Source organism: Boudabousia marimammalium (assembly GCF_001936115.1).
Taxonomy (GTDB): domain Bacteria; phylum Actinomycetota; class Actinomycetes; order Actinomycetales; family Actinomycetaceae; genus Boudabousia; species Boudabousia marimammalium.
Genome location: NZ_MPDM01000010.1, coordinates 14,972 through 36,824 on the forward strand (window position 1 = coordinate 14,972; position 21,853 = coordinate 36,824).

Consider the following 21,853-nt stretch of genomic DNA (forward strand, 5'->3'; position numbering starts at 1 on the left):
TAAAGCAAAGGAAGTGGTGAAACTAGGACGGGGGAGTGCCTGAAGCTGACAAGGAGCAGGGCATTAAACTGTCTCCGCATTCGAGTGGCTGCTGTTGGCGATTTTGGGTATCGCAGGTGCGAGGATGAGCAGTTAGCGAATATGCGCGGAACGGTTAAGTTTACGGAAAGCAGTTGCGCTATCTGGTTAAGCATGCTGGCCGAAATAGAATATATTATATGCGCTTCACCCAACCTGCTAACTTGTCCCTAACCCCAGCTAGGCCATGGTGCAAGAGCCTTCTGAAGGTATCAAGCAGATAACTATTTAGCTTCGATCGCCGCAGCCATTCGTTCAATTTCTTCGGTCGGACCACTAAGCACGATGTACTCCAGATTCTTAGTATGGGAAACTGAGCCTACTTTGCGTCCATCTGGAGCGTGAATCCCGATTCGTGCCCCAATATAACGGTTGTACTCGTAGCTGAGGACGCGCACATCATCCCCGCGCTCTCTGCACATTTGCACCAGATCCTCTAAAGGCACAAAACCCTCATTGGAAAAGCTCAAAACCACGACTTTGGCGGAGACGGATTTAATTACTTCCGCCAAAGCTGCCGGCATCTCGCGTTTACGGTTGAAAACAGATTTGGTTTCTTCATCCCGTGAATCTATCCGTTTGCAGGCAACTCCGTAGTATTCTGGTGCATCCCAGCGGACCAATGTTTCCCAAATATGATAGTTCGTGTAGTAGCGGTGCTGATTATAGGGCGGGTCCAGATAGGCTAAATCAACTGGCGCAAGGTTTTGCGCAACCTGCAGGGCGTCACCACGGATTGCCCGACCGGTCCCCGGGGTCAACTCAGGTACCTTCAAAGTCAGAGGCCGCTTAGCTCGGGCTGCCCATTTTTTCAAAAAGGCCATATGGACGCCCACCGTTGAATCTACCGCGTCCGCTGCTTCCATCAGTGAAGTCAGCAGAATCGGTCGCATCCAAGAATCTGCGTACAAGTCATCAATGCCGTCACGGATAGCGTCAATCATCATGCCGTTTTGTGGCTGAAAATAGCGGGCTTTCTCGCAAAATACTTCCGTCACATAGCCGCGTTTTGGGGGTAGGGCTGAGAGGGCGTCGAGGGCGTCCTGAATCTCATCGGTATCAACAGCCTGAGCGTCTGTCTCCACGTAGCATTGCGCCAGGACCTCAGAATAGGAGGCAATATCGACCGCAGTGGTGTGGGCTCCCTGCCGGCAAAACTCTTGGGCGACCCGGGTGGTGCCGGTAAAGAGGTCGAGGGCGGTAGCGGGCTGTTGCGCGGCGCAGAGTTTCCCCAAGACGGGGATCAGTAGCCGCTTCGAGCCCAGATACTTGATCATCGTTTTTCTCCTCCAAACGTTCCTATTATGTCCTATAACCGGAAAATGTGCCGCCGCCGTGCGAAGATAGAAACGAAGAAATCCACAACAAGATGAAAGGTCACGCATGCCTGGACAGAATTTGACTCGGGAAGAGGCCCTCCGCCGTTCCGACTTGGTGAAGGTAAATAACTATCGGGTTGATTTAGATTTAACTCAGGGCGATAAGACTTTCCGCTCGCGTACAGTTATTGATTTTGACGGCAGCGCGGGTGCTGAAGTGTTCCTTGATCTAATCGCCGATCAGGTGCATTCTGTCAACTTGAATGGCGAAGAACTTGACCCGGCTACGGTTTACGCAGACTCCCGGATTGCGCTGGCGAATCTCGCTGAAAGCAACACCGTGACCGTTGAGGCTGACTGCCTCTACATGCACACCGGTGAAGGCCTGCACCGTTTCGTTGACCCGGTTGATGGTGAAGCCTACACCTACTCTCAGTTTGAAGTGCCTGACGCCCGCCGCGTCTACGCGACCTTTGAGCAGCCGAACCTGAAAGCGACCTACACGTTTACTGTCACCACGCCGAAGCATTGGACGGTTTTCTCTAACTCTCCGACGCCCCAGCCGCGTATCGAAGGGGAGAAAGCCGTCTTTGAGTTCTCAGAAACTGAGAAGATTTCCACCTATCTGACTGCTATTGTGGCCGGTCCTTATGTGGGGCGGACGGGTGAGCTGACTAGCGCTGATGGGCGCATCATCCCCCTCGGCGTGTACTGCCGTCAGTCGCTGGAGGAGCACCTGGACGCGGAAGAAATCATGGATATTACCCGCGCCGGTTTCCAATTCTTTGAAAACGAGTACGGTCACACCTACCCCTTCCGTAAGTACGATCAGATTTTCGTTCCTGAATACAATGCGGGCGCCATGGAGAACGCCGGTTGCGTTACTTTCCGTGATGAGTACCTGTTCCGTGTCACCCCTACTGAAGCTGCAGTTGAGGGCCGCGCCAACACGATCTTGCATGAGCTAGCCCACATGTGGTTCGGTGACCTGGTTACCATGAAGTGGTGGAATGATCTGTGGCTGAACGAATCCTTCGCAGAGTACATGTCCCACCTCGCCCTCGCCGAGGGGACCCGCTGGACTGACGCCTGGACCGGTTTCATGCTGCGCAAGGTCTGGGGCATGACCCAGGATCAGCTGCCCTCCACCCACCCGATTGTGGCAGAAATCCGTGACCTCGCTGACGTGGAAGTAAACTTCGACGGCATCACCTACGCGAAGGGTGCCGCCGTGCTCCGCCAGCTGGCCTCCTATGTGGGACGCGACGCCTTCCGGGAAGGCTTGCGGGCATACTTCAAGGAGCACGCCTGGTCTAACACTGAGCTGGTGAACTTGCTGGACAAGCTGGAAGCCGCCTCCGGCCGTGACCTCTCCGAATGGTCAAAGGTTTGGCTCCAAGAAGCCGGCATCAACTTGATGCGCCCCGAAATCAAGACCGATGCAGACGGTAAACTCACCTCCGTTGAGGTCATCCAGGAATCCTTCAACGCCGGCGCCTCCCTACGTCCGCACCGCATGGCCGTGGCCGGCTACAGCCTCAACGCTGCCGGCACCGAGATGGAGCGCGTCCTCTTCAGTGAGCTGGACGTCACCGGCGAACGCACCAGCGTGGACGCCTTCGTGGGGGAAAAGCGTCCCGACGTTCTGTTGTTGAACGAGGGCGATTTGACGTACTCCAAACTGCGCCTAGATGAGCAGTCACTAGCTGCCGCCCGTGAGCAGATTGACAAGTTCACTGATCCGCTCATCCGTGGCGTCCTGATGACCGCGGCATGGGATATGGTCCGTGATGGTGAGTGGGCTGCCGCTGATTTTGTGAAACTGGCTTTGCGTGAACTGCCGGTAGAAACCAACTCCACCCTGATGGCTCTGGTGCTCCGGCAACTAGGTCAGGCACTACACCAGTATGTGCCGCACGCTTTGCGCCGTGACCTGATGTCTGAGGCTGCCGCTGCGCTCATCAAACTAGCTGAAAGCACTGAGCCCGGTTCAGACGCGCAGCTGCAGTTTGCCCGTGCCGCAGTCGTGTACGCCACCAGCCCAGAGCAGATTGAATGGGTGAAGGGCGTGCGCGCCGGCACCGTGGAAGTGCCCGGCCTGGATGTGGATATTGAACTCAAGTGGTCCATGTTGCACACGCTGGTTGCTGAGGGCGCCCTCGGCGAAACTGAAATCATTGAAATGGAGAAACTGGACCCCACCCTGACCGGTGCGCAGCGTGCCGCGGGATGCCGCGCCGCCGTACCCAGCAAGGCAGTCAAGCAGGAAGTTTTCACCGCCTGCATGAATGACCAGTCCCTGGCCAATGACACCCGGATCAACATGATGCGGGGCCTGTGGAGCCAAGCTGCGTTGCAGCCGGAGCTGTACACCGAACTTGTGGAGCAGTACTTCGCTGAGGTGGAAGCCATGTGGAAGGCCAATACGCACCACACCGCTGAAACAATTGCAATCATGCTGTTCCCCTCCGCTTTGGCCGGGGATGCGGCGGCCGCTCCGGAGCAGGCCGCGAAGCACTGGCTGGAAGATCACCAAGGCGCTGATACCTCAGCTGCCCTGATTCGCCTCATGCGGGAGCGCTTGGATGAGACCGAGCGCGCTATCCGCTGCCAGCTAGTCTGAGCAAAATAGGGTATATCATAGCAATCTGTCGGGGAGACTCCAGCGTATTTTGGGGTATCCCCGGCAGATTGACTCATATTAGAGGCAAGGGGGAACGGTGAACGTGAGAAGAAAACGGCGTCTGCTTCGCTTAACGGCAGTAGCTGCCGCAACCATGGTGATAGCGGGCTGCGTGGCCTCCCCTGCAGTAAGTACCGATCCTTTCGCCGAACTCAACCCTTATCTGACGGCAGCCTCCCCAGAGTCTGCGACTACCCCAGAGCCGACTATTGAACCAACCCCGGACCCTGCCAGTATCGATATTCCGATTACTATCGCAGCAACCGGAGATATGCTCTCACATCAGCCTCTCACCAATGCGGCTACCCGCCCTGATGGGAGCGTGCACATTAAAGATCGCATGTTCGGTGTGCAACCCTTTATCTCCAACGCCGACCTGGCGCTCTGTCATCTGGAGATTCCTTTCGCGAAAACCCGCGCACAGATGGATAACTATCCAGAGTTCGCGGCCCCGCCCGAATGGATTGACGATATCCGTGACCTCGGTTTTGATGGCTGCTCATCCGCCTCGAATCATCTCTGGGATAAGCGTCTGCCCGGGCTTAACAACACCATCGATATGATGCGGCAAGCCGGCTTAGGTCAGGCTGGCACCAACAAATCCCCCGACCAGCCTCCCTATCAGCTTTATCAATTGCATCGAGAAGGTAGGGACCTTACGATTGCGCATTTGTCTCTCACCTACGGAACAAACCACGGCGTCATTCCAGAGATTCAGCGCAAGCCATGGATCGCGAATCTCGGTGATCCCGACCGTGCCATTGCGGAAGCCAAAGACGCCCGCGCCCACGGCGCAGATATCGTTATCGTCTCCATGCATCACGGCACCGAATATCGGACAGACCCGCTGCCCGGGCAACTCGAATGGGCACAAAAATTTGCGGACTCCGGGGAAATCGACCTCGTCCTCGGCCACCATGCGCACGTACCGCAACCTGTCCGCGAATACCCGCGCCCCGGTAAACCCTCCATGTGGGTGTATTTTGGAGTGGGCAACCTCATCTCCGCGCAACGCCCCGACATGGGTGTGCTCACGCAGGTCTCGGTGATTGCGCTACCTACCCTACACGTGAACGGTCTTGGTCAGGTAACTGCAACTGATGCCAACTGGGTACCCCTGGTATTCGATCGGCCCAGCTTTACACTCTACAGTCTGGATGCGCTCCAGAAGTCAGCTTCCGAGGCGCAGATTCCAGCGCCTCGTTCCGCGCCCGCCACCTTAGTTGGATATGTTGATAAAGCCCGTAAGGTGCTGGGCGAGCAAGGACATGAGACTGCCCAGATCCCCACTCCTTCGGGTCCCCTCCCGGCAGTAGTTCCCCGCGACCCGCAACCAGCCAGATAACTTCAGAAAGGTGAACTGTGAGCGAACAGAACACGACAATTGACCAGTTAGCTAATCACTTTGTGGAGCAGCAGCTGGAGCTGATTCCAGAGCTGGGTACCTCTCTGGGAGTTGACCTGCATCAAGACAAATGGTCTGACTACTCTCCGGCTGGTGCTGAAGCTTTAGCAGACGTCGCTAAGGATACTCTGCGAGCCCTGCGCGCTCTGCCGGATCAATCAGAGGGTGACGCGGTCACGCGGGCGGCCCTAGAAGACCGCTTGGGGGTTAGCCTTGCCCTACATGAAGCGGGGGAGCCGCTGCGTAACGTCAACAATATCGACAGTCCCATCCAGGAGATTCGCGGCACTTTCGCGCTGATGCCCGCTGAAACTGAAGCGCAGCGTGCGGCTATCGCCTCCCGTCTGGGGCAGGTCGAGGCGGCTCTGCGAGGCTACCGTGAGTCACTCCAGTTGGGTCTGGAAAGGGGATTGGCACCCTCGGCCCGCGGCGTGGAATTAGCTGCGCAGCAGGCTCAGGATTTGACGAAATCTGACTCTGTTTTCGATATTTATGGGGAGCCCGCCGGGGCTACCTCGGAGCAAATCGCCTCCGCAAAGCGAGCCATGGGGGAGATCGCTGATTTCCTCCGGCAGGAGGTCGCTCCGCAGGCATCCGCCGAGGATGCGGTTGGCCGCGAACGCTATCAGCTTTTTAGTCACCAGCATGTGGGACACCGGATTGATCTGGATGAAACCTACGAATGGGGGAAAGCCGAATTGGCCCGCATCATCGCGGAGCAGGAAGCGACCGCCCGTGAGCTCTACGGGCCGGGCGTGAGCGTCCCCGAGGCTCTCTCTCGCTTGAATGAGGATCCCGCCCGTCAACTACACGGCAAGGAAGCCTTGCGAGAATGGATGCAGGGTATAGCCGATGAGGCGATCTCTAATCTGCACGGCACCCATTTTGAGATTCCGCAGCCGGTTCGCCGCATTGAATGCTGCATTGACCCATCCGGCACGGGCGGCATCTACTACACGGGTCCTTCCGAAGATTTCACCCGCCCGGGCCGCATGTGGTGGTCTGTTCCCGAAGGTGAGGACACTTTCGTCACTTGGCAGGAACTCACCACCGTCTATCACGAGGGCGTCCCCGGCCATCACCTGCAGATTGGGCAGCAGACTTTCGAGGCGGAACGATTGAACCGTTGGCGGCGTTCGCTCTGCTTTAACTCTGGCCACGCCGAGGGTTGGGCGCTGTATGCGGAGCGCCTGATGGCTGACATGGGCTACCTTGATGAGCCTGGCGTGCGCATGGGCATGCTGGATGGTCAGCGTTTGCGCGCCGCCCGCGTGGTCTTAGATATTGGCGTTCACCTAGGGAAGCCAAGGCTTTCTGGCGAGGGCGTTTGGGATGCGGATTATGCCTGGTCATTTATGAAGGACAATGTCGCCATGGCGGATGGTTTCCTCCGTTTTGAGGTGGACCGCTATTTGACTTGGCCGGGGCAAGCTCCCTCGTACAAAGTGGGGCAGCGCCTGTGGGAGCAGCTCCGCGATGAGTATTTGGGCCGTAAACTGGGGGATCTGAAGGATTTCCATCGGGTTGCGTTGCGTGAGGGGAGCCTGCCTATGGGAGTGCTTCGCGACGTGGTTTTGCAGAGTCTGTAGAGATACCTGTAGGGGGGATTAAGCGGGGTGAGGTGAATAACCTTTCATCGCTTTGACTTTCCCCATGATTGTGCCGTATAGTTGCCACTGGTGCCCGCTACCGTCGGGCTACCGTCTTTATGTATCTATTTGATGCATACGGGCTCCTTGCTTCTGCGGAGCTCCGGACGTTCCGGGTTTTCCCCGAGGGCGGGCCGGCCCCCTGCGGAGCAGTATGCTCGCAAGACGGGGGCTAACGGTCGCGCATTATTGTTAAGAAAATCAGTCCGAAATCAAAAAGACGGAGATATAGTGCCTACTATTCAGCAGCTGGTCCGTAAGGGCCGCAGCGTGAAGCGCAACAAGGTAAGCACTCCGGCGTTGAAGGGGTCTCCCCAGCGTCGCGGTGTTTGCACTCGCGTTTACACTACTACCCCTAAGAAGCCGAACTCGGCTCTGCGTAAGGTTGCTCGTGTGCGCCTTTCCAGTGGCATCGAAGTTACCGCTTACATTCCCGGTGAAGGCCACAACCTGCAGGAGCACTCAATCGTGCTCGTTCGCGGTGGTCGTGTGAAGGACCTTCCTGGTGTTCGTTACCGTATCGTTCGCGGTTCATTGGATACCCAGGGTGTCCGTGGCCGCCAGCAGGCTCGTTCCCGCTACGGCGCTAAGAAGGAGAAGAAGTAATGCCTCGTAAAGGTCCCGCTCCTAAGCGTCCCCTAGTTGTCGACCCCGTTTACGGTTCACCTGTGGTCACCCAGTTGGTTAACCGCGTGTTGCTCGACGGCAAGAAGTCAATTGCTGAACGAATTGTTTACGGCGCCCTCGAGGGTGTTCGTGAGCGTACCGATCAGGATCCAGTCACTGTTCTGAAGCGCGCGTTGGATAACATCCGCCCCGCTTTGGAAGTCCGTTCTCGTCGCGTTGGCGGTGCCACCTACCAGGTGCCCGTTGAGGTGCGCGCTTCCCGCGCCACCACTTTGGCGCTACGTTGGCTGGTCGACTACTCACGTCAGCGTCGCGAAAAGACGATGACTGAGCGTCTGATGAACGAAATTCTCGATGCCTCCAACGGCCTTGGTGCCGCTGTGAAGCGTCGTGAAGACATGCACAAGATGGCGGAGTCCAACAAGGCCTTCGCTCATTACCGCTGGTAATCCAACTAACGAAGGGCGATCCTCGTGGCACTTGAAGTGCTGACTGACCTACATAAGGTCCGCAATATTGGCATCATGGCTCACATTGATGCCGGCAAGACAACCGTAACCGAGCGCATTCTGTTCTACACCGGTATTAACTACAAGATCGGTGAAACCCACGATGGTGCATCAACCACCGACTGGATGGAACAGGAAAAGGAGCGCGGCATCACGATTACCTCGGCTGCCGTGACCTCCTTCTGGAAGGGCAACCAGGTCAACATCATTGACACCCCCGGCCACGTTGACTTCACTGTTGAGGTGGAGCGTTCGCTCCGCGTCCTTGATGGTGCTGTCGCAGTGTTCGACGGTAAGGAAGGCGTTGAACCGCAATCCGAAACCGTTTGGCGTCAGGCTGACAAGTACAATGTCCCCCGTATCTGCTTCATCAATAAGATGGACAAGCTGGGCGCTGACTTCTACTTCTCAGTACAGACCATCAAGGACCGTTTGGGTGCAAAGCCTGTCGTAATGGCCCTGCCGATTGGTGCTGAAAATGATTTCGCTGGCGTGATTGATCTGCGTCAGATGAAGGCCGTTCGCTTCCCCGAAAAGGACGCAAGCGGTAATGAAACTCGTGGCTCCGTCGTGGTTCTGGAAGACATTCCGGAAGACATGCTGGAAAAGGCACAGCAGTACCGTGAAGAAATGATTGAGGCAGCTGCTGAGGGTTCAGAAGAACTCATGGATAAGTACCTCGGTGGCGAAGAACTAACCGACGAAGAAATCGTTGCGGGTATTCGTACCCAGTGCATCGCCGGTGACATCTTCCCCGTTTACTGCGGCTCCGCTTTCAAGAACAAAGGCGTCCAGCCCGTACTTGATGGTGTCATCGACTTCCTGCCCTCACCGCTCGACATTCCCGCTGTGGAAGGTCACGCTGTGGGTAACGAGGGCGAGGTCCTCAAGCGCGAAGCTAAAGAATCTGAGCCTTTCGCAGCTTTGGCATTCAAGATTGCTGCACACCCGTTCTACGGCAAGCTGACCTTCATCCGCGTTTACTCTGGCTCCATTGAAGCCGGCGCCCAGGTAGTTAACTCCACCAAGGGTAAGAAGGAGCGCATCGGTAAGATTTTCCAGATGCACTCCAACAAAGAAAATCCGGTTGAGCAGGCTCACGCCGGACACATTTACGCGGTTATTGGCCTGAAGGACACTACCACCGGTGACACCCTAGCCGCTACAGATCAGCCGATTATCTTGGAGTCGATGACCTTCCCGGAGCCCGTTATTCACGTGGCTATCGAGCCGAAGACCAAGTCTGACCAGGAAAAGCTTTCTGTTGCTATTCAGAAGCTGGCTGAAGAAGACCCGACCTTCACCGTCCGTCTGGACGAAGAGACCGGCCAGACCGTTATCGGCGGCATGGGCGAACTTCACCTAGACATCCTCGTCGACCGTATGCGTCGCGAGTTCAAAGTGGAGGCCAATGTTGGTAAGCCTCAGGTGGCCTACCGCGAAACCATTCGCAAGGCTGTTGAGAAGGTTGACTACACCCACAAGAAGCAGACTGGCGGTTCTGGCCAGTTCGCTAAGGTGCAGGTTTCTTTCGAGCCCCTTCCCATGGATGCCGAAGAGCTGTACGAGTTCGAGGACAAGGTCACTGGTGGCCGTATTCCTCGCGAGTACATCCCGTCGGTCGATGCTGGCATTCAGGACGCCATGCAAAATGGTGTGCTTGCCGGCTACCCGCTGGTTGGTATTAAGGCTATCTTGATTGATGGCGCATACCACGATGTTGACTCGTCAGAAATGGCGTTCAAGATTGCGGGTAACATGGTACTGAAGGAAGGCGCCAAGCGCGCCAACCCGGTCCTCCTCGAGCCGATTATGGCCGTCGAGGTCCGTACTCCGGAAGAGTACATGGGTGACGTTATTGGTGACTTGAACTCTCGCCGCGGCTCTATCTCTGCGATGGAAGACGTGTCGGGCGCCAAGGTCGTCAAGGCCCAGGTTCCGCTTTCGGAAATGTTCGGTTATGTCGGCGACTTGCGTTCCAAGACGCAGGGTCGCGCGATGTACACGATGCAGTTCGACAGCTACGACGAGGTTCCTCGCAACGTAGCTGAAGAGATCATCGCAAAAAACCGGGGCGAGTGAGTCCCATTGAGTTCCAGCTTTTAACAGGGCTGGTGCTCTAACCCACAAGAAAAACAATCTAGTAGGCACTCACCGCCCGCAGGTGTTAAGCTAATATCTGCCGAAGGCTGAGGAAAATCTACCCGAGTCCAGGAGGACACAAGTGGCAAAGGCCAAGTTTGAACGCACTAAGCCGCACGTTAACATCGGTACCATTGGTCACGTTGACCATGGTAAGACCACGTTGACCGCTGCGATTACCAAAGTACTGCACGACAAGTACCCGGATTTGAACGAGTTCACCCCGTTCGACCAGGTTGACAACGCTCCTGAAGAGCGCGACCGCGGTATTACCATTAACGTTTCTCACGTTGAATACCAGACCGAAAAGCGTCACTACGCACACGTCGACGCCCCCGGTCACGCCGACTACATCAAGAACATGATCACCGGTGCTGCTCAGATGGACGGCGCAATCCTCGTGGTTGCCGCTACTGACGGCCCGATGGCTCAGACCCGTGAGCACGTTCTGCTGGCCAAGCAGGTTGGCGTTCCCTACCTGTTGGTCGCTCTGAACAAGGCTGACATGGTTGATGACCCCGACATGCTGGAACTGGTTGAAGAAGAAGTTCGTGACCTGCTGAGCTCTCAGGGCTTCGACGGTGACAATGCTCCTGTCGTCCAGGTTTCCGCTCTGAAGGCGCTGGAAGGCGACCCGGAGTGGGTTGGCAAGGTTGCAGAGCTCATGGACGCCGTGGACGAGAACGTCCCGGAGCCCGTTCGTGACATGGACAAGCCCTTCTTGATGCCGATCGAAGACGTCTTCACCATTACCGGCCGCGGCACCGTGGTTACCGGTCGTGTTGAGCGTGGCAAGCTGCCCATCAACTCTGAAGTTGAGATCTTGGGTATCCGCGAAGCTCAGAAGACCACCGTTACCGGTATCGAAATGTTCCACAAGCAGATGGACGAAGCATGGGCCGGCGAAAACTGTGGTCTGTTGTTGCGTGGCACCAAGCGTGATGACGTCGAGCGTGGCCAGGTTGTGGCTAAGCCCGGTTCCATTACCCCGCACACTCACTTCGAGGGTCAGGTCTACATCCTGAAGAAGGAAGAAGGCGGACGTCACAAGAGCTTCTACTCTAACTACCGTCCTCAGTTCTACTTCCGTACCACTGACGTGACCGGTGTTATCACCCTGCCTGAAGGCAAGGAAATGGTTATGCCTGGCGACACCACCGAAATCTCGGTTGAGCTGATTCAGCCCATCGCCATGGAAGAGGGCCTCGGCTTCGCTATCCGTGAGGGTGGCCGTACCGTTGGTTCCGGTCGTGTAACCAAGGTCGTCAAGTGATTTTGTTTCACTGATTAGAGTTTAGACTCGCGTGTAGCGGCCCAATCGTCGGATTGGGCCGCTACATTTTTGCCCAAGGGTGGTGAGGCGACACGCGCGGCCGCGGGGGTACCGGACGTCACACAGAATCGGGTTGCGTATTCGGGCTGAACCTGCGAAACTAGATAAGTTGCTCATGAGAGATCATGAGTCCATCGAACTTCGTTCGAGGTGGCAGAAATGTCGCACAAACGGGCGTAATGCCCCAGGTTGTTTTGACGAAGTAGATAGCGAAACCACTCTCAGTGTTGGAATCTTGCGAAAAAGGCATGCGACACGCGCGGGTGCGGGGACGTTGTCTCAAAGTAAGGAAGAGGTAAGACCGCATGGCGGGACAGAAAATCCGCATTCGGCTGAAGTCGTATGACCATGAGGTTATCGACAGCTCGGCGCGTAAGATCGTCGAGACAGTCCAGCGCGCGGGTGCCACAGTAGTTGGCCCGGTGCCGTTGCCGACGGAGAAGAACGTATTTGTTGTCGTTCGTTCTCCCCACAAATATAAGGACAGCCGTGAGCATTTCGAAATGCGCACGCATAAGCGCCTGATTGACATTATTGACCCCACGCCCAAGGCAGTTGACTCGTTGATGCGACTGGACCTGCCCGCCGACGTGAACATCGAAATTAAGCTCTGAGGAACCTGTAATGACTACGAACTCCAAGCAAGCGACTGCGCCCGTGAAGGCGCTGATTGGTCGCAAGCTCGGCATGACCCAGGTGTGGAACGAAGACGGTCGTCTTATCCCCATTACGGTTGTGCAGGTGGACACCAACGTCGTGACGCAGGTGCGCACCCTGGACACCGATGGCTACACCGCCGTCCAGCTGGGCTTTGGCGAGATTGACTCCCGCAAGATTACTAAACCTTTGGCAGGCCACTTCGAGAAGGCCGGCGTTGCGCCGCGTCGTCATCTGGCTGAGATCCGCACCCCGGATGCCGAAGAATACACTATCGGTCAGGAACTGACTGCAGACCTGTTCGAAGCTGGCGCTACCGTCGATGTTTCGGGCACCACCAAGGGTAAAGGTTTCGCTGGCGTTATGAAGCGTCACGGCTTTGCCGGTGTCTCTGCTTCCCACGGTTCTCACCGTAACCATCGCAAGCCCGGCTCAATCGGTGCTGCTGCGACACCGGGCCGCGTCTTCAAGGGTCTGCGTATGGCAGGCCGTATGGGTGGCGTTCGCCGTACTATCCAGAATCTGACGGTCCACTCCGTCGACACCGAAAAGGGCCTTTTGTTGCTCACCGGCGCCATTCCCGGCCCGAAGAACGGTGTGGTCGTGGTCCGCTCCGCTGTAAAGGGTGAGTGAATATGGCTAGCCAGACTGTAGATATCCTAGACGTTTCCGGCAAGAAGGCCGGCACTGTCGAACTTCCCGCTGAAATCTTCGATGTTCCCACGAACATTCCGTTGATTCACCAGGTTGTCGTTGCCCAGTTGGCAGCTGCCCGTCAGGGCACCCACAAGGCCAAGACCCGCGGAGAAGTTCGCGGTGGTGGACGTAAGCCCTACCGCCAGAAGGGTACCGGTAACGCCCGTCAGGGTTCAATCCGTGCACCTCACTACACCGGTGGTGGCATTGTTCATGGTCCGACCCCGCGTTCCTACGCGCAGCGGACCCCTAAGAAGATGAAGGCTGCTGCTCTTCGTGGCGCTCTTTCCGATCGTGCACGCGCCGGCCGCGTTCATGTCGTGACTGGTTTCCTAGATGCAGAGAAGCCTTCAACCAAGGCTGCTCTCTCCGCGTTGCACAACGTGGTAGGCGACCGTACCGCCCTCGTGGTATGCGAGCGTGAAGACCAGATGACTCAGCTCTCCCTGCGTAACCTTCCTGAGGTTGCACTGTTGTGGGCCGATCAGCTGAACACCTACGACGTCCTGGTCCAGGATGACGTAGTCTTCACCTCTGGTGCTTTCGAAGCCTTCGTTGGTAACCACAAGGAGGAAAAGAAGTGAGCCTCACCCCAGCACGCAACCCGCGTGACATTATCATCAAGCCGGTAATCACCGAAAAGTCTGCTCCGATGGAAGACCTCGGCAAGTACACTTTCGTGGTTGCTCCTTCGGCTAACAAGACTGAGATCAAGATTGCTATCGAGGCCATCTTCGACGTGAAGGTTGAATCGGTTAACACCATGAACCGTCCCGGGAAGGTTGTCCGTACTCGCACTGGTCTTGGTAAGCGTAAGGACACCAAGCGCGCGATTGTTACGCTGCGCGAAGGCACCATCGATTTCGGCGAGCTGATCGGCTGAGAAGCCGTCGAAAGATAGAGGAAGATTATGGGAATTCGTAAATATAAGCCGACAACGCCGGGCCGCCGTGGCTCCTCCGTTGCGGACTTCGTGGAGATTACTCGCTCCACCCCCGAAAAGTCCTTGGTGCGTCCGTTGTCCAAGACCGGTGGTCGTAACAACGCAGGTCGCGTCACGTCTCGTCACCGCGGTGGCGGTCACAAGCGCGCCTACCGTGTGATTGACTTCCGTCGCCACGACAAGGATGGCATCCCCGCACGGGTCGCTCACATTGAGTATGACCCCAACCGGACCGCACGTATTGCCTTGCTGCACTATGCAGATGGTGCTAAGCGTTACATCTTGGCTCCGGCCAAGCTGGCCCAGGGTGACCTCATTGAGCAGGGGCCCGGTGCTGATATCAAGCCCGGTAACAACCTGCCTTTGCGTAACATCCCTTTGGGTACCGTGATTCACGCTGTCGAACTGCGTCCCGGTGGCGGTGCAAAGATCGCTCGCTCCGCTGGTGCTTCGGTCCAGCTGGTTGCTAAGGAAGGCCGTTACGCCCAGCTGCGTATGCCCTCCGGCGAAATCCGCAACGTGGACGCTCGCTGCCGCGCCACCATCGGTGAAGTTGGCAATGCTGAGCAGTCCAACATCAACTGGGGTAAGGCCGGCCGTATGCGTTGGAAGGGCAAGCGCCCCCACGTACGTGGTGTGGTTATGAACCCGATTGATCACCCGCATGGTGGTGGCGAAGGCCGCACCTCCGGTGGTCGTCACCCGGTTAGCCCCTGGGGCAAGCCTGAGGGTCGTACTCGCCGTAAGAACAAGGCCAGCGACAAGATGATTGTGCGTCGTCGTCGTACCGGCAAGAAGCGCTGATAGGGGATACCATGGCACGTAGTTTAAAGAAAGGCCCCTTCGTAGACGAGCACCTTTACAAAAAGGTTGACGCTCAAAACGAAGCTGGCACTAAGAATGTAATCAAAACCTGGTCGCGTCGGTCCGTTATTACGCCGGACTTCCTTGGACACACTTTCGCCGTTCATGACGGTCGTAAGCACGTCCCGGTGTTCGTCACCGAATCGATGGTTGGTCACAAGCTGGGCGAATTTGCTCCGACTCGGACCTTCCGTTCGCACGACAAGGATGACCGTAAGGGCCGCCGCCGCTGAGGCGCGTCTTAACAGGAAGAAAGAGGCAAAATATGGAAGCCAAGGCGAAGGTGCGCTACCTGCGCGTCACGCCCATGAAGGCGCGCCGAGTTGTCGATGTCGTCCGCGGTAAGCGCGTTATCGACGCCCTCGACATTTTGAGGTTCGCGCCTCAGGCTGTAGCAACTGATGTTCGCAAACTGGTGGAATCCGCCAAGCATAATGCAAAGTTTGCAGCCGAGGAAGCACAAGAACAATTCAACGAGGCTGATCTAGTCATCAAGGAAGCTTATGTAGATGAGGGTCCGACGATGAAGCGATTCCGTCCTCGTGCACAGGGTCGCGCTGGTCGTATCAACAAGCGCACCTGCCACATCACCGTTGTCGTCGGTACCGTCGACACACCACAGGAGGGAACCAAGTAATGGGACAAAAAGTTAACCCCACTGGGTTCCGTCTCGGCATCACCACCGATCACCGGTCGCACTGGTTTTCGGATTCGACGCAGAAGGGCCAGACCTACGCAGACTACGTAGCTGAGGATGTTGCGATTCGCCGCATGCTTGACGAAACTCTGCAGCGTTCCGGTATCTCTCGTGTCGACATCGAGCGTACTCGTGACCGTGTCCGCGTTGACCTTCACACTGCCCGCCCGGGTATCGTGATTGGCCGTCGCGGAGCTGAAGCAGATCGCTTGCGTGGTCAGCTGGAGAAGATGACCGGTAAGCAGGTTCAGTTGAACATCCTCGAGGTCAAGAACCCCGAGATTGATGCTCAGCTGGTTGCGCAGGGAGTCGCAGAACAGCTCGCAGCTCGCGTGTCGTTCCGGCGTGCCATGCGTAAGGCCATGCAGTCCGCCATGGGCGCGGGCGCCAAGGGTATTCGTATCCAGTGCGCCGGCCGTCTCGGCGGCGCGGAGATGTCGCGTTCGGAATTCTACCGCGAAGGTCGGGTGCCCTTGCACACCCTGCGCGCGAATATCGATTACGGCTTCTTCGAGGCCCATACCACCTTTGGTCGTATCGGCGTCAAGGTGTGGATCTACAAGGGCGATGTCACCGAAAAGGAATTCGCGCGTCAGCAGGCCGAGGCCGCTCCGCGTGGACGTCGCAATGACCGTCGCGGGGGACGCCGTAACCAGCGTCCAGGCAACAAGGCTCAGCAGCAGCAGAGCGAGTCGCCGGCACCCGCCAAAGAGAAGGCATCGGAGGCCTGAGCCGTGCTTATTCCTCGTAGAACAAAGTTCCGTAAGCAGCACCGCCCCACCCGTAAGGGAATGGCTAAGGGCGGCACCGAGATTGCATTCGGCGATTTCGGAATCCAAGCGCTCGAGCCGGCTTATGTCACCAACCGACAGATTGAAGCTGCTCGTATCGCAATGACTCGTCACATTAAGCGTGGCGGTAAGGTGTGGATTAACATCTTCCCCGACCGTCCGCTGACCAAGAAGCCTGCCGAAACCCGTATGGGTAAAGGTAAAGGCTCCGTGGAATGGTGGGTTGCCAATGTTAAGCCGGGCCGAATCCTGTTCGAGCTCGGAGGTGTCCCGGAGTCGCTGGCACGTGAGGCTATGTCACGCGCCATGCACAAGCTCCCGATGAAGACCCGTTTCGTGGTCCGTGAAGGTGGTGAAGCCTGATGGCTAACTCTTCTGATCTGACAGCCGCTGAGCTGGATAAGATGGATGACGACCGTCTGCGCGAGGAGCTGGACAAGGCTAAGACTGAATTGTTTAACCTCCGCTTCGCGCAGGCAGCTGGCGCAACCGAAAATGTCGGTCGCATCCGCACCGTCCGTCGTGACATTGCTCGCATTTACACGATTGCTCGTGAACGTGAGCTAAACATCCGTACTGCCCCTACGACAAGTAAGTGAGCGAGAAAATGAGCGAAAATTCCGCCTCTGTGCGCAATGAACGCAAGGTCCGCCGCGGCTATGTCGTGAGCGATAAGATGGACAAAACCATTGTGGTTGAGTTCGTTGACCGCGTGAAGCACCCTTTATACGGTAAAGTTGTGCGTCGAACCGCAAAACTCAAGGCACACGACGAGGGCAATATTGCTCGCGTAGGTGACCTTGTCCGCATCATGGAAACTCGGCCGCTCTCCGCTACCAAGCGGTGGCGTTTGGTCGAGATCCTTGAGAAGGCTAAGTAAATCTTAGTTTTCTATTTGAAATAATCCGTTCGGCTAGGCTCGGGAGACCGAGAACCGGCACGACGACAGGAGTCATAAGAATGATCCAACAAGAGTCGCGACTAAAGGTCGCCGATAACACCGGTGCGAAGGAAATCCTTTGCATCCGCGTTCTCGGAGGCTCGGGTCGGCGTTACGCTGGCATTGGTGACACTATTGTTGCCACTGTTAAAGACGCTATCCCCGGCGGCAATGTCAAAAAGGGAGACGTCGTAAAGGCGGTTATTGTGCGCACCCGCAAGGAGCGCCGCCGCAAAGACGGTTCCTACATCCGATTTGATGAGAATGCAGCTGTCATCTTGAAAAACGAAGGTGAGCCCCGCGGTACGCGTATTTTCGGCCCAGTGGGTCGAGAGCTCCGTGATAAGAAGTTCATGCGTATCGTCTCGCTAGCACCGGAGGTGTTGTGATGGGAGCGAAGATTAAGAAGGGTGACCTCGTTGAGGTCATGACTGGTCGTACTTCCGACCAGAAGAAAATCGACGCGCGTAACAAGGTTCGGGAAGAAAAGGGCAAGGCTCCTTTGCTTCCTGGAGATAAAGGTAAGCAGGGCGTTGTCATCGAGGTTTTGCGCGATACTAACCGTGTGATCGTAGAAGGCGTGAATGTGCGTACGCACCACGTCCGCCAGGGGCAGTCAGCTCAGGGCCAGGTCACCGGCGGCATCGAGCACCGTGAAGCCCCGATTGACATCTCCAATGTTGCCTTGGTTGATCCTGACACCAAGAAGCCCGTTCGCGTCGGCTTCAAAGAGGTCGAGGTCGAGCGTGAAGGCCGCGTGCGTGTCAAGCGCGTGCGAGTGATCCGCACTGGCGAGAACGCAGGTAAGGAGATCTGAGCATGACTGATAACACACCCCGCCTGAAGGCAAAGTACAAGGACGAAATCGTCGCGAAGCTTCGCGAAGAGTTCCAGCACCCCAACGCCATGGAGGTCGCCGGTCTGACCAAGATCGTCGTCAACATGGGTGTCGGTGACGCTGCCCGTGACTCCAAGGTTATGGATGGGGCCGTTCGCGACCTCACCCTGATCACCGGTCAGAAGCCGGTAGTCACAAAGGCACGCAAATCCATCGCGCAGTTCAAACTGCGTGAAGGCCAGCCGATTGGTGCTCACGTAACTCTACGTGGCGCACGAATGTGGGAGTTTCTAGACCGTTTGCTTTCGACTGCGCTTCCGCGTATTCGTGACTTCCGTGGTCTGAACCCCAACCAGTTCGACGGTAACGGAAACTACACCTTCGGTCTGACCGAACAGGTGATGTTCCACGAAATCGATCCCGACACGATTGACCGTGTCCGCGGTATGGATATCACGCTGGTTACGTCCGCCAAGACCAACGAGGAAGGCCTAGCTCTGCTACGTCACCTCGGATTCCCGTTCAAGGAGAACTGAGTTAATGGCTAAGACATCACTCAAAGTCAAGGCCTCCCGGAAACCTAAGTTCCGGGTGCGTGCCTACACACGTTGCAACCGTTGCGGTCGTCCGCGTTCGGTGTATCGTAAGTTCGGCTTGTGCCGTATTTGCCTCCGTGAGCTGGCCCTAGCGGGTGAGCTTCCCGGTGTCACAAAGAGCAGCTGGTAACAACTACGTCGCAGGTCCACCGGCAAAAAGTGCCGTGGGAAACCCCGACGAGGAAGGGCATAGCCCACTATGTCTATGACAGATCCAATCGCAGATATGCTAACGCGTCTGCGTAACGCTAACTCGGCGCAGCACGAGACGGTTTCCATGCCGCACTCGAAGCTGAAGGCTGCCATCGCGCAGATCCTTGAAGCCGAAGGATACATTCTTGGTATGGAGATTGAGGATGCCCGCGTGGGCAAAACTCTCACTCTGAAACTGAAGTACGGAGCTAACCGCGAGCGCGCCATTTCCGGCGTGAAGCGTGTTTCCAAGCCCGGTCTTCGTAAGTATGCCAAGTCAACTGACCTGCCCCGCGTCATGGGCGGCTTGGGTGTGGCAATCTTGTCCACATCTTCTGGCCTGCTGACTGACCGCGAGGCAGCAAATAAGGGTGTAGGTGGGGAAGTCCTCGCCTATATCTGGTGAGAACGGAGGAGTAGAATATGTCTCGTATTGGACGACTTCCGGTCTCAATTCCGGCGGGTGTCGAGATTAAGCTCGATGACTCGGTAATTACTGTTAAGGGCCCCAAGGGCGAACTCAAGCACACCATCCCTACCCCCATTGAGGTGAAGGTAGAGGACGGCACCGTGCTGGTTTCCCGCCCCAACGATGAGCGTACTGCACGCTCATTGCACGGCCTGACTCGTACCCTGATCAACAACATGGTCGTTGGTGTGACCGAAGGCTTCCAGAAGAAACTGGAAATCGTTGGCACCGGTTACCGTGTGATTGCCAAGGGTAAGAACTTGGAGTTTGCTCTCGGTTTCTCACACCCCGTTGTGGTTGAAGCCCCGGAAGGCATTGAGTTCACCGTGGAAGGCCCCACCAAGCTGACTGTCTCTGGCATTGACAAGCAGAAGGTTGGCGAGGTCGCCGCAAACATTCGCAAGATTCGTAAGCCTGAACCCTACAAGGGCAAGGGTGTTCGCTACGCCGGCGAACAGGTACGTCGCAAGGTCGGAAAGGCAGGTAAGTAATAATGGCTTACTCCGTCAAAGGAAAGGGCTCAGCTGTAGCTCTCAAACGCCGCCACCAGCGCGTCCGCAAAACTGTTTTCGGCACTCCCGAACGCCCCCGCTTGGTGGTCCGTCGTTCCAACCGCCACATGGTGGCTCAGTTGATCGACGACACCGTGGGTCACACGCTGGCCGCTGCCTCAACCATGGAAGCTGACTTCATGTCAGGCACCAAGACTGAGCAGGCTCACAAGGTTGGCGAACTCGTCGCCGAGCGCGCAAAAGCCGCCGGCATCTCCGCAGCGGTCTTCGACCGTGGCGGTAACAAGTATCATGGCCGCGTCGCGGCAGTCGCAGACGGCGCCCGCTCCGGCGGGTTGAGCCTGTGATCGCGAAGAGAAGGAAGAGGGCATACTGATGGCTGCAGAGCAGCAAGACAGGAACGGCCAGTCCAACGAGACTCGCGACACAGAGCGTCGCGAGCGTCGAGGACGCCGGGAAGACCGTCGTGGCAACAAAGGCCGCGACGAAAAGAACCAGTACATCGAGCGCGTTGTGACTATCAACCGCGTCTCCAAGGTCGTTAAGGGTGGTCGTCGCTTCAGCTTCACTGCGCTTGTCGTAGTTGGTGACGGCGAAGGCACAGTCGGCGTTGGATACGGTAAAGCTAAGGAAGTTCCCGCGGCAATCGCCAAGGGCGTTGAAGAAGCCAAGAAGAACTTCTTCCGCGTCCCCATGATTCGCCGTACTATCACTCACGTGACCCAGGGTGAAGACGCTGCAGGCATCGTTCTGCTTCGTCCCGCTGCTCCTGGTACCGGCGTTATCGCCGGCGGCCCGGTGCGTGCAGTCCTCGACTGCGCTGGTGTCCACGATGTGCTGACCAAGTCACTGGGATCTGCCAACGCAATCAACATTGTTCATGCCACCGTCAAGGCCCTGCGCCAGCTGGAACAGCCTGAGGCTGTTGCTGCCCGTCGTGGTCTGCCGTTGGAGCGCGTTGCTCCTGCCGGCATGCTACGTGCTCGTGCCGAAGGTGAAGCTGAGCGTAAGGCCGCTGCAGAAAAGGTTGAGGCTGAAGCTGCAGCTGCGGGGGTGAGTGAGTAATGGCACAGGTTAAAATCACCCGCGTCCGTGGCGACGTAGGTTCTAAGCAGAACCAGCGTGACACCATGCGCACCCTGGGTTTGCGTAAGATTGGCCAGTCCACCGTCCGTGAGGACAGCCACCAGCTTCGCGGCTATCTTCGCGCTGTCTCTCACCTAGTTAAGGTTGAGGAGGTCGACTAATCATGGCTAAGAGCACTGAGACTGTCGCACAGAACAACGAAGAGCGTGACGACGTGTTGCGTATCCACCATCTCCACCCGGCACCGGGCGCCAAGCGCAAGAAGATGCGCGTTGGCCGCGGTGAAGGCTCAAAGGGTAAGACTGCAGGTCGCGGTACCAAGGGTACTAAGGCACGTTACCAGGTTCCCTTGGGCTTCGAAGGTGGCCAGATGCCGATGCATATGCGTCTACCGAAGCTCCGTGGTTTCAAGAACCCGTTCCGCACCGAATACCAGGTTGTCAACCTTGATAAGCTGTCAGCTCTCTTCCCTGAGGGTGGCACCATCGGCGTTGAGGAACTGGTAGCAGCCGGCGCAGTTCGCAAGAACCAGCTCGTGAAGGTTCTCGGAACCGGAAGCGTTGAAGTCAAGTTCGACCTAACCGTCGATGCTTGGTCAGCTTCTGCTGCTGAGAAGATTCAGGCAGCTGGCGGGTCTTTGACCAACCGCTAATCTTTAACGGGGAGCGATTTGCTCAACGAATCGCTCCCCGTTTTAGCGTTAATCTCACAAATTGCGTGAATCGTTCTATCATCTTATTGCTGAGTACTGCAATAAGGCGGTAGAATGACGCACGTTGCCGGTGACTGGCCGGCTCATTTTTCTATCTATAAGTTTCAACCGAGGA

At 56.8% G+C, this 21,853-nt stretch carries 29 protein-coding genes; 28 read left to right on the plus strand and 1 reads right to left on the minus strand.

Annotated elements, in window-relative coordinates:
• Positions 1–302 precede the first annotated feature (302 nt).
• On the minus strand, positions 303–1,355 hold the full coding sequence (locus tag BM477_RS07630) for a DNA adenine methylase (RefSeq protein ID WP_075362076.1): 1,053 nt from the start codon (positions 1,353–1,355) through the stop codon (positions 303–305).
• Between the two features lie 106 nt (positions 1,356–1,461).
• Between BM477_RS07630 and pepN the strand changes: the two genes are divergently transcribed.
• From pepN to rplO, 28 genes are all read left to right on the plus strand, one after another.
• Positions 1,462–4,020, plus strand: coding sequence for an aminopeptidase N (gene pepN, locus BM477_RS07635; protein ID WP_075362077.1), 2,559 nt, complete (start codon positions 1,462–1,464; stop codon positions 4,018–4,020).
• A gap of 97 nt (positions 4,021–4,117) precedes the next feature.
• A complete protein-coding gene (locus tag BM477_RS07640; RefSeq protein WP_143230257.1) occupies positions 4,118–5,425 on the plus strand; it encodes a CapA family protein in 1,308 nt (435 codons plus the stop codon).
• Positions 5,426–5,442: 17 nt separating this feature from the next.
• The gene (locus BM477_RS07645; protein ID WP_075362079.1) at positions 5,443–7,074 is read left to right on the plus strand and encodes a DUF885 domain-containing protein; all 1,632 of its coding nucleotides are present in this window, start codon (positions 5,443–5,445) and stop codon (positions 7,072–7,074) included.
• A 291-nt stretch (positions 7,075–7,365) separates the two neighbouring features.
• On the plus strand, positions 7,366–7,740 hold the full coding sequence (rpsL, locus tag BM477_RS07650; RefSeq protein WP_075362080.1) for a 30S ribosomal protein S12: 375 nt from the start codon (positions 7,366–7,368) through the stop codon (positions 7,738–7,740).
• Positions 7,740–8,210 (plus strand): 30S ribosomal protein S7, encoded by a 471-nt coding sequence (rpsG, locus tag BM477_RS07655; protein ID WP_075362081.1) that lies wholly within the window; start codon positions 7,740–7,742, stop codon positions 8,208–8,210. Before rpsL ends, rpsG begins: the two co-directional genes overlap by 1 nt.
• Before the next feature lie 24 nt (positions 8,211–8,234).
• Positions 8,235–10,352 carry an elongation factor G gene (gene fusA / locus BM477_RS07660; RefSeq protein ID WP_075362082.1) on the plus strand — a complete coding sequence of 706 codons (2,118 nt, stop codon included), beginning with the start codon at positions 8,235–8,237 and terminating at the stop codon, positions 10,350–10,352.
• A gap of 142 nt (positions 10,353–10,494) precedes the next feature.
• Positions 10,495–11,685, plus strand: a complete 1,191-nt coding sequence (gene tuf, locus BM477_RS07665) for an elongation factor Tu (RefSeq protein WP_075362083.1) — start codon at positions 10,495–10,497, stop codon at positions 11,683–11,685.
• Positions 11,686–12,050: 365 nt separating this feature from the next.
• Complete coding sequence (rpsJ, locus tag BM477_RS07670; protein ID WP_075362084.1) at positions 12,051–12,359, plus strand: 30S ribosomal protein S10; 309 nt, start codon at positions 12,051–12,053, stop codon at positions 12,357–12,359.
• 10 nt (positions 12,360–12,369) lie between these two features.
• The gene (gene rplC, locus BM477_RS07675; protein WP_075362085.1) at positions 12,370–13,035 is read left to right on the plus strand and encodes a 50S ribosomal protein L3; all 666 of its coding nucleotides are present in this window, start codon (positions 12,370–12,372) and stop codon (positions 13,033–13,035) included.
• Positions 13,036–13,037: 2 nt separating this feature from the next.
• Positions 13,038–13,682 carry a 50S ribosomal protein L4 gene (rplD, locus tag BM477_RS07680; RefSeq protein WP_075362086.1) on the plus strand — a complete coding sequence of 215 codons (645 nt, stop codon included), beginning with the start codon at positions 13,038–13,040 and terminating at the stop codon, positions 13,680–13,682.
• Positions 13,679–13,981 carry a 50S ribosomal protein L23 gene (gene rplW / locus BM477_RS07685; protein ID WP_075362087.1) on the plus strand — a complete coding sequence of 101 codons (303 nt, stop codon included), beginning with the start codon at positions 13,679–13,681 and terminating at the stop codon, positions 13,979–13,981. Before rplD ends, rplW begins: the two co-directional genes overlap by 4 nt.
• A gap of 27 nt (positions 13,982–14,008) precedes the next feature.
• Entirely contained in the window at positions 14,009–14,845 is an 837-nt protein-coding gene (gene rplB / locus BM477_RS07690; protein WP_075362088.1) for a 50S ribosomal protein L2, read from the plus strand.
• Between the two features lie 11 nt (positions 14,846–14,856).
• Positions 14,857–15,138 (plus strand): 30S ribosomal protein S19, encoded by a 282-nt coding sequence (gene rpsS, locus BM477_RS07695; protein ID WP_071163696.1) that lies wholly within the window; start codon positions 14,857–14,859, stop codon positions 15,136–15,138.
• Positions 15,139–15,170: 32 nt separating this feature from the next.
• Complete coding sequence (rplV, locus tag BM477_RS07700) at positions 15,171–15,542, plus strand: 50S ribosomal protein L22 (protein WP_075362089.1); 372 nt, start codon at positions 15,171–15,173, stop codon at positions 15,540–15,542.
• Positions 15,542–16,333 carry a 30S ribosomal protein S3 gene (gene rpsC / locus BM477_RS07705; protein ID WP_075362090.1) on the plus strand — a complete coding sequence of 264 codons (792 nt, stop codon included), beginning with the start codon at positions 15,542–15,544 and terminating at the stop codon, positions 16,331–16,333. The genes rplV and rpsC overlap by 1 nt, the downstream gene beginning before the upstream one ends.
• A 3-nt stretch (positions 16,334–16,336) precedes the next feature.
• Positions 16,337–16,756 (plus strand): 50S ribosomal protein L16, encoded by a 420-nt coding sequence (rplP, locus tag BM477_RS07710; protein WP_075362091.1) that lies wholly within the window; start codon positions 16,337–16,339, stop codon positions 16,754–16,756.
• On the plus strand, positions 16,753–16,992 hold the full coding sequence (gene rpmC, locus BM477_RS07715) for a 50S ribosomal protein L29 (RefSeq protein ID WP_425425758.1): 240 nt from the start codon (positions 16,753–16,755) through the stop codon (positions 16,990–16,992). Before rplP ends, rpmC begins: the two co-directional genes overlap by 4 nt.
• An 8-nt stretch (positions 16,993–17,000) precedes the next feature.
• On the plus strand, positions 17,001–17,273 hold the full coding sequence (gene rpsQ, locus BM477_RS07720) for a 30S ribosomal protein S17 (RefSeq protein ID WP_075362093.1): 273 nt from the start codon (positions 17,001–17,003) through the stop codon (positions 17,271–17,273).
• A gap of 80 nt (positions 17,274–17,353) precedes the next feature.
• Positions 17,354–17,722, plus strand: a complete 369-nt coding sequence (gene rplN, locus BM477_RS07725; protein ID WP_075362094.1) for a 50S ribosomal protein L14 — start codon at positions 17,354–17,356, stop codon at positions 17,720–17,722.
• Positions 17,722–18,150, plus strand: a complete 429-nt coding sequence (gene rplX, locus BM477_RS07730) for a 50S ribosomal protein L24 (RefSeq protein ID WP_075362095.1) — start codon at positions 17,722–17,724, stop codon at positions 18,148–18,150. Before rplN ends, rplX begins: the two co-directional genes overlap by 1 nt.
• Positions 18,151–18,152: 2 nt before the next feature.
• Positions 18,153–18,707, plus strand: a complete 555-nt coding sequence (gene rplE / locus BM477_RS07735; RefSeq protein ID WP_075362096.1) for a 50S ribosomal protein L5 — start codon at positions 18,153–18,155, stop codon at positions 18,705–18,707.
• 4 nt (positions 18,708–18,711) lie between these two features.
• Positions 18,712–18,897, plus strand: a complete 186-nt coding sequence (locus BM477_RS07740) for a type Z 30S ribosomal protein S14 (RefSeq protein ID WP_075362097.1) — start codon at positions 18,712–18,714, stop codon at positions 18,895–18,897.
• A gap of 69 nt (positions 18,898–18,966) precedes the next feature.
• A complete protein-coding gene (gene rpsH / locus BM477_RS07745) occupies positions 18,967–19,365 on the plus strand; it encodes a 30S ribosomal protein S8 (protein WP_075362098.1) in 399 nt (132 codons plus the stop codon).
• A gap of 17 nt (positions 19,366–19,382) precedes the next feature.
• Positions 19,383–19,919, plus strand: a complete 537-nt coding sequence (gene rplF, locus BM477_RS07750; RefSeq protein ID WP_075362099.1) for a 50S ribosomal protein L6 — start codon at positions 19,383–19,385, stop codon at positions 19,917–19,919.
• 2 nt (positions 19,920–19,921) lie between these two features.
• The gene (gene rplR / locus BM477_RS07755; RefSeq protein ID WP_075362100.1) at positions 19,922–20,287 is read left to right on the plus strand and encodes a 50S ribosomal protein L18; all 366 of its coding nucleotides are present in this window, start codon (positions 19,922–19,924) and stop codon (positions 20,285–20,287) included.
• 28 nt (positions 20,288–20,315) lie between these two features.
• Positions 20,316–21,005, plus strand: a complete 690-nt coding sequence (gene rpsE / locus BM477_RS07760; protein WP_075362101.1) for a 30S ribosomal protein S5 — start codon at positions 20,316–20,318, stop codon at positions 21,003–21,005.
• Positions 21,005–21,187 (plus strand): 50S ribosomal protein L30, encoded by a 183-nt coding sequence (gene rpmD, locus BM477_RS07765; protein ID WP_075362102.1) that lies wholly within the window; start codon positions 21,005–21,007, stop codon positions 21,185–21,187. Before rpsE ends, rpmD begins: the two co-directional genes overlap by 1 nt.
• 2 nt (positions 21,188–21,189) lie before the next feature.
• Entirely contained in the window at positions 21,190–21,678 is a 489-nt protein-coding gene (rplO, locus tag BM477_RS07770; protein ID WP_075362103.1) for a 50S ribosomal protein L15, read from the plus strand.
• Positions 21,679–21,853: the final 175 nt, after the last annotated feature.

Bases quoted from the DNA above. Each gene is read 5' to 3' on its own strand.
- BM477_RS07630 (WP_075362076.1), bottom strand. From the start codon at position 1,355: ATGATCAAGTATCTGGGCTCGAAGCGGCTACTGATCCCCGTCTTGGGG.
- pepN (WP_075362077.1), top strand. From the start codon at position 1,462: ATGCCTGGACAGAATTTGACTCGGGAAGAGGCCCTCCGCCGTTCCGAC.
- rpsG (WP_075362081.1), top strand. From the start codon at position 7,740: ATGCCTCGTAAAGGTCCCGCTCCTAAGCGTCCCCTAGTTGTCGACCCC.
- rpsJ (WP_075362084.1), top strand. From the start codon at position 12,051: ATGGCGGGACAGAAAATCCGCATTCGGCTGAAGTCGTATGACCATGAG.
- rplC (WP_075362085.1), top strand. From the start codon at position 12,370: ATGACTACGAACTCCAAGCAAGCGACTGCGCCCGTGAAGGCGCTGATT.
- rplD (WP_075362086.1), top strand. From the start codon at position 13,038: ATGGCTAGCCAGACTGTAGATATCCTAGACGTTTCCGGCAAGAAGGCC.
- rplB (WP_075362088.1), top strand. From the start codon at position 14,009: ATGGGAATTCGTAAATATAAGCCGACAACGCCGGGCCGCCGTGGCTCC.
- rpsS (WP_071163696.1), top strand. From the start codon at position 14,857: ATGGCACGTAGTTTAAAGAAAGGCCCCTTCGTAGACGAGCACCTTTAC.
- rplV (WP_075362089.1), top strand. From the start codon at position 15,171: ATGGAAGCCAAGGCGAAGGTGCGCTACCTGCGCGTCACGCCCATGAAG.
- rpsC (WP_075362090.1), top strand. From the start codon at position 15,542: ATGGGACAAAAAGTTAACCCCACTGGGTTCCGTCTCGGCATCACCACC.
- rpsQ (WP_075362093.1), top strand. From the start codon at position 17,001: ATGAGCGAAAATTCCGCCTCTGTGCGCAATGAACGCAAGGTCCGCCGC.
- rplN (WP_075362094.1), top strand. From the start codon at position 17,354: ATGATCCAACAAGAGTCGCGACTAAAGGTCGCCGATAACACCGGTGCG.
- rplX (WP_075362095.1), top strand. From the start codon at position 17,722: ATGGGAGCGAAGATTAAGAAGGGTGACCTCGTTGAGGTCATGACTGGT.
- rplE (WP_075362096.1), top strand. From the start codon at position 18,153: ATGACTGATAACACACCCCGCCTGAAGGCAAAGTACAAGGACGAAATC.
- BM477_RS07740 (WP_075362097.1), top strand. From the start codon at position 18,712: ATGGCTAAGACATCACTCAAAGTCAAGGCCTCCCGGAAACCTAAGTTC.
- rpsH (WP_075362098.1), top strand. From the start codon at position 18,967: ATGTCTATGACAGATCCAATCGCAGATATGCTAACGCGTCTGCGTAAC.
- rplF (WP_075362099.1), top strand. From the start codon at position 19,383: ATGTCTCGTATTGGACGACTTCCGGTCTCAATTCCGGCGGGTGTCGAG.
- rplR (WP_075362100.1), top strand. From the start codon at position 19,922: ATGGCTTACTCCGTCAAAGGAAAGGGCTCAGCTGTAGCTCTCAAACGC.
- rpsE (WP_075362101.1), top strand. From the start codon at position 20,316: ATGGCTGCAGAGCAGCAAGACAGGAACGGCCAGTCCAACGAGACTCGC.
- rpmD (WP_075362102.1), top strand. From the start codon at position 21,005: ATGGCACAGGTTAAAATCACCCGCGTCCGTGGCGACGTAGGTTCTAAG.
- rplO (WP_075362103.1), top strand. From the start codon at position 21,190: ATGGCTAAGAGCACTGAGACTGTCGCACAGAACAACGAAGAGCGTGAC.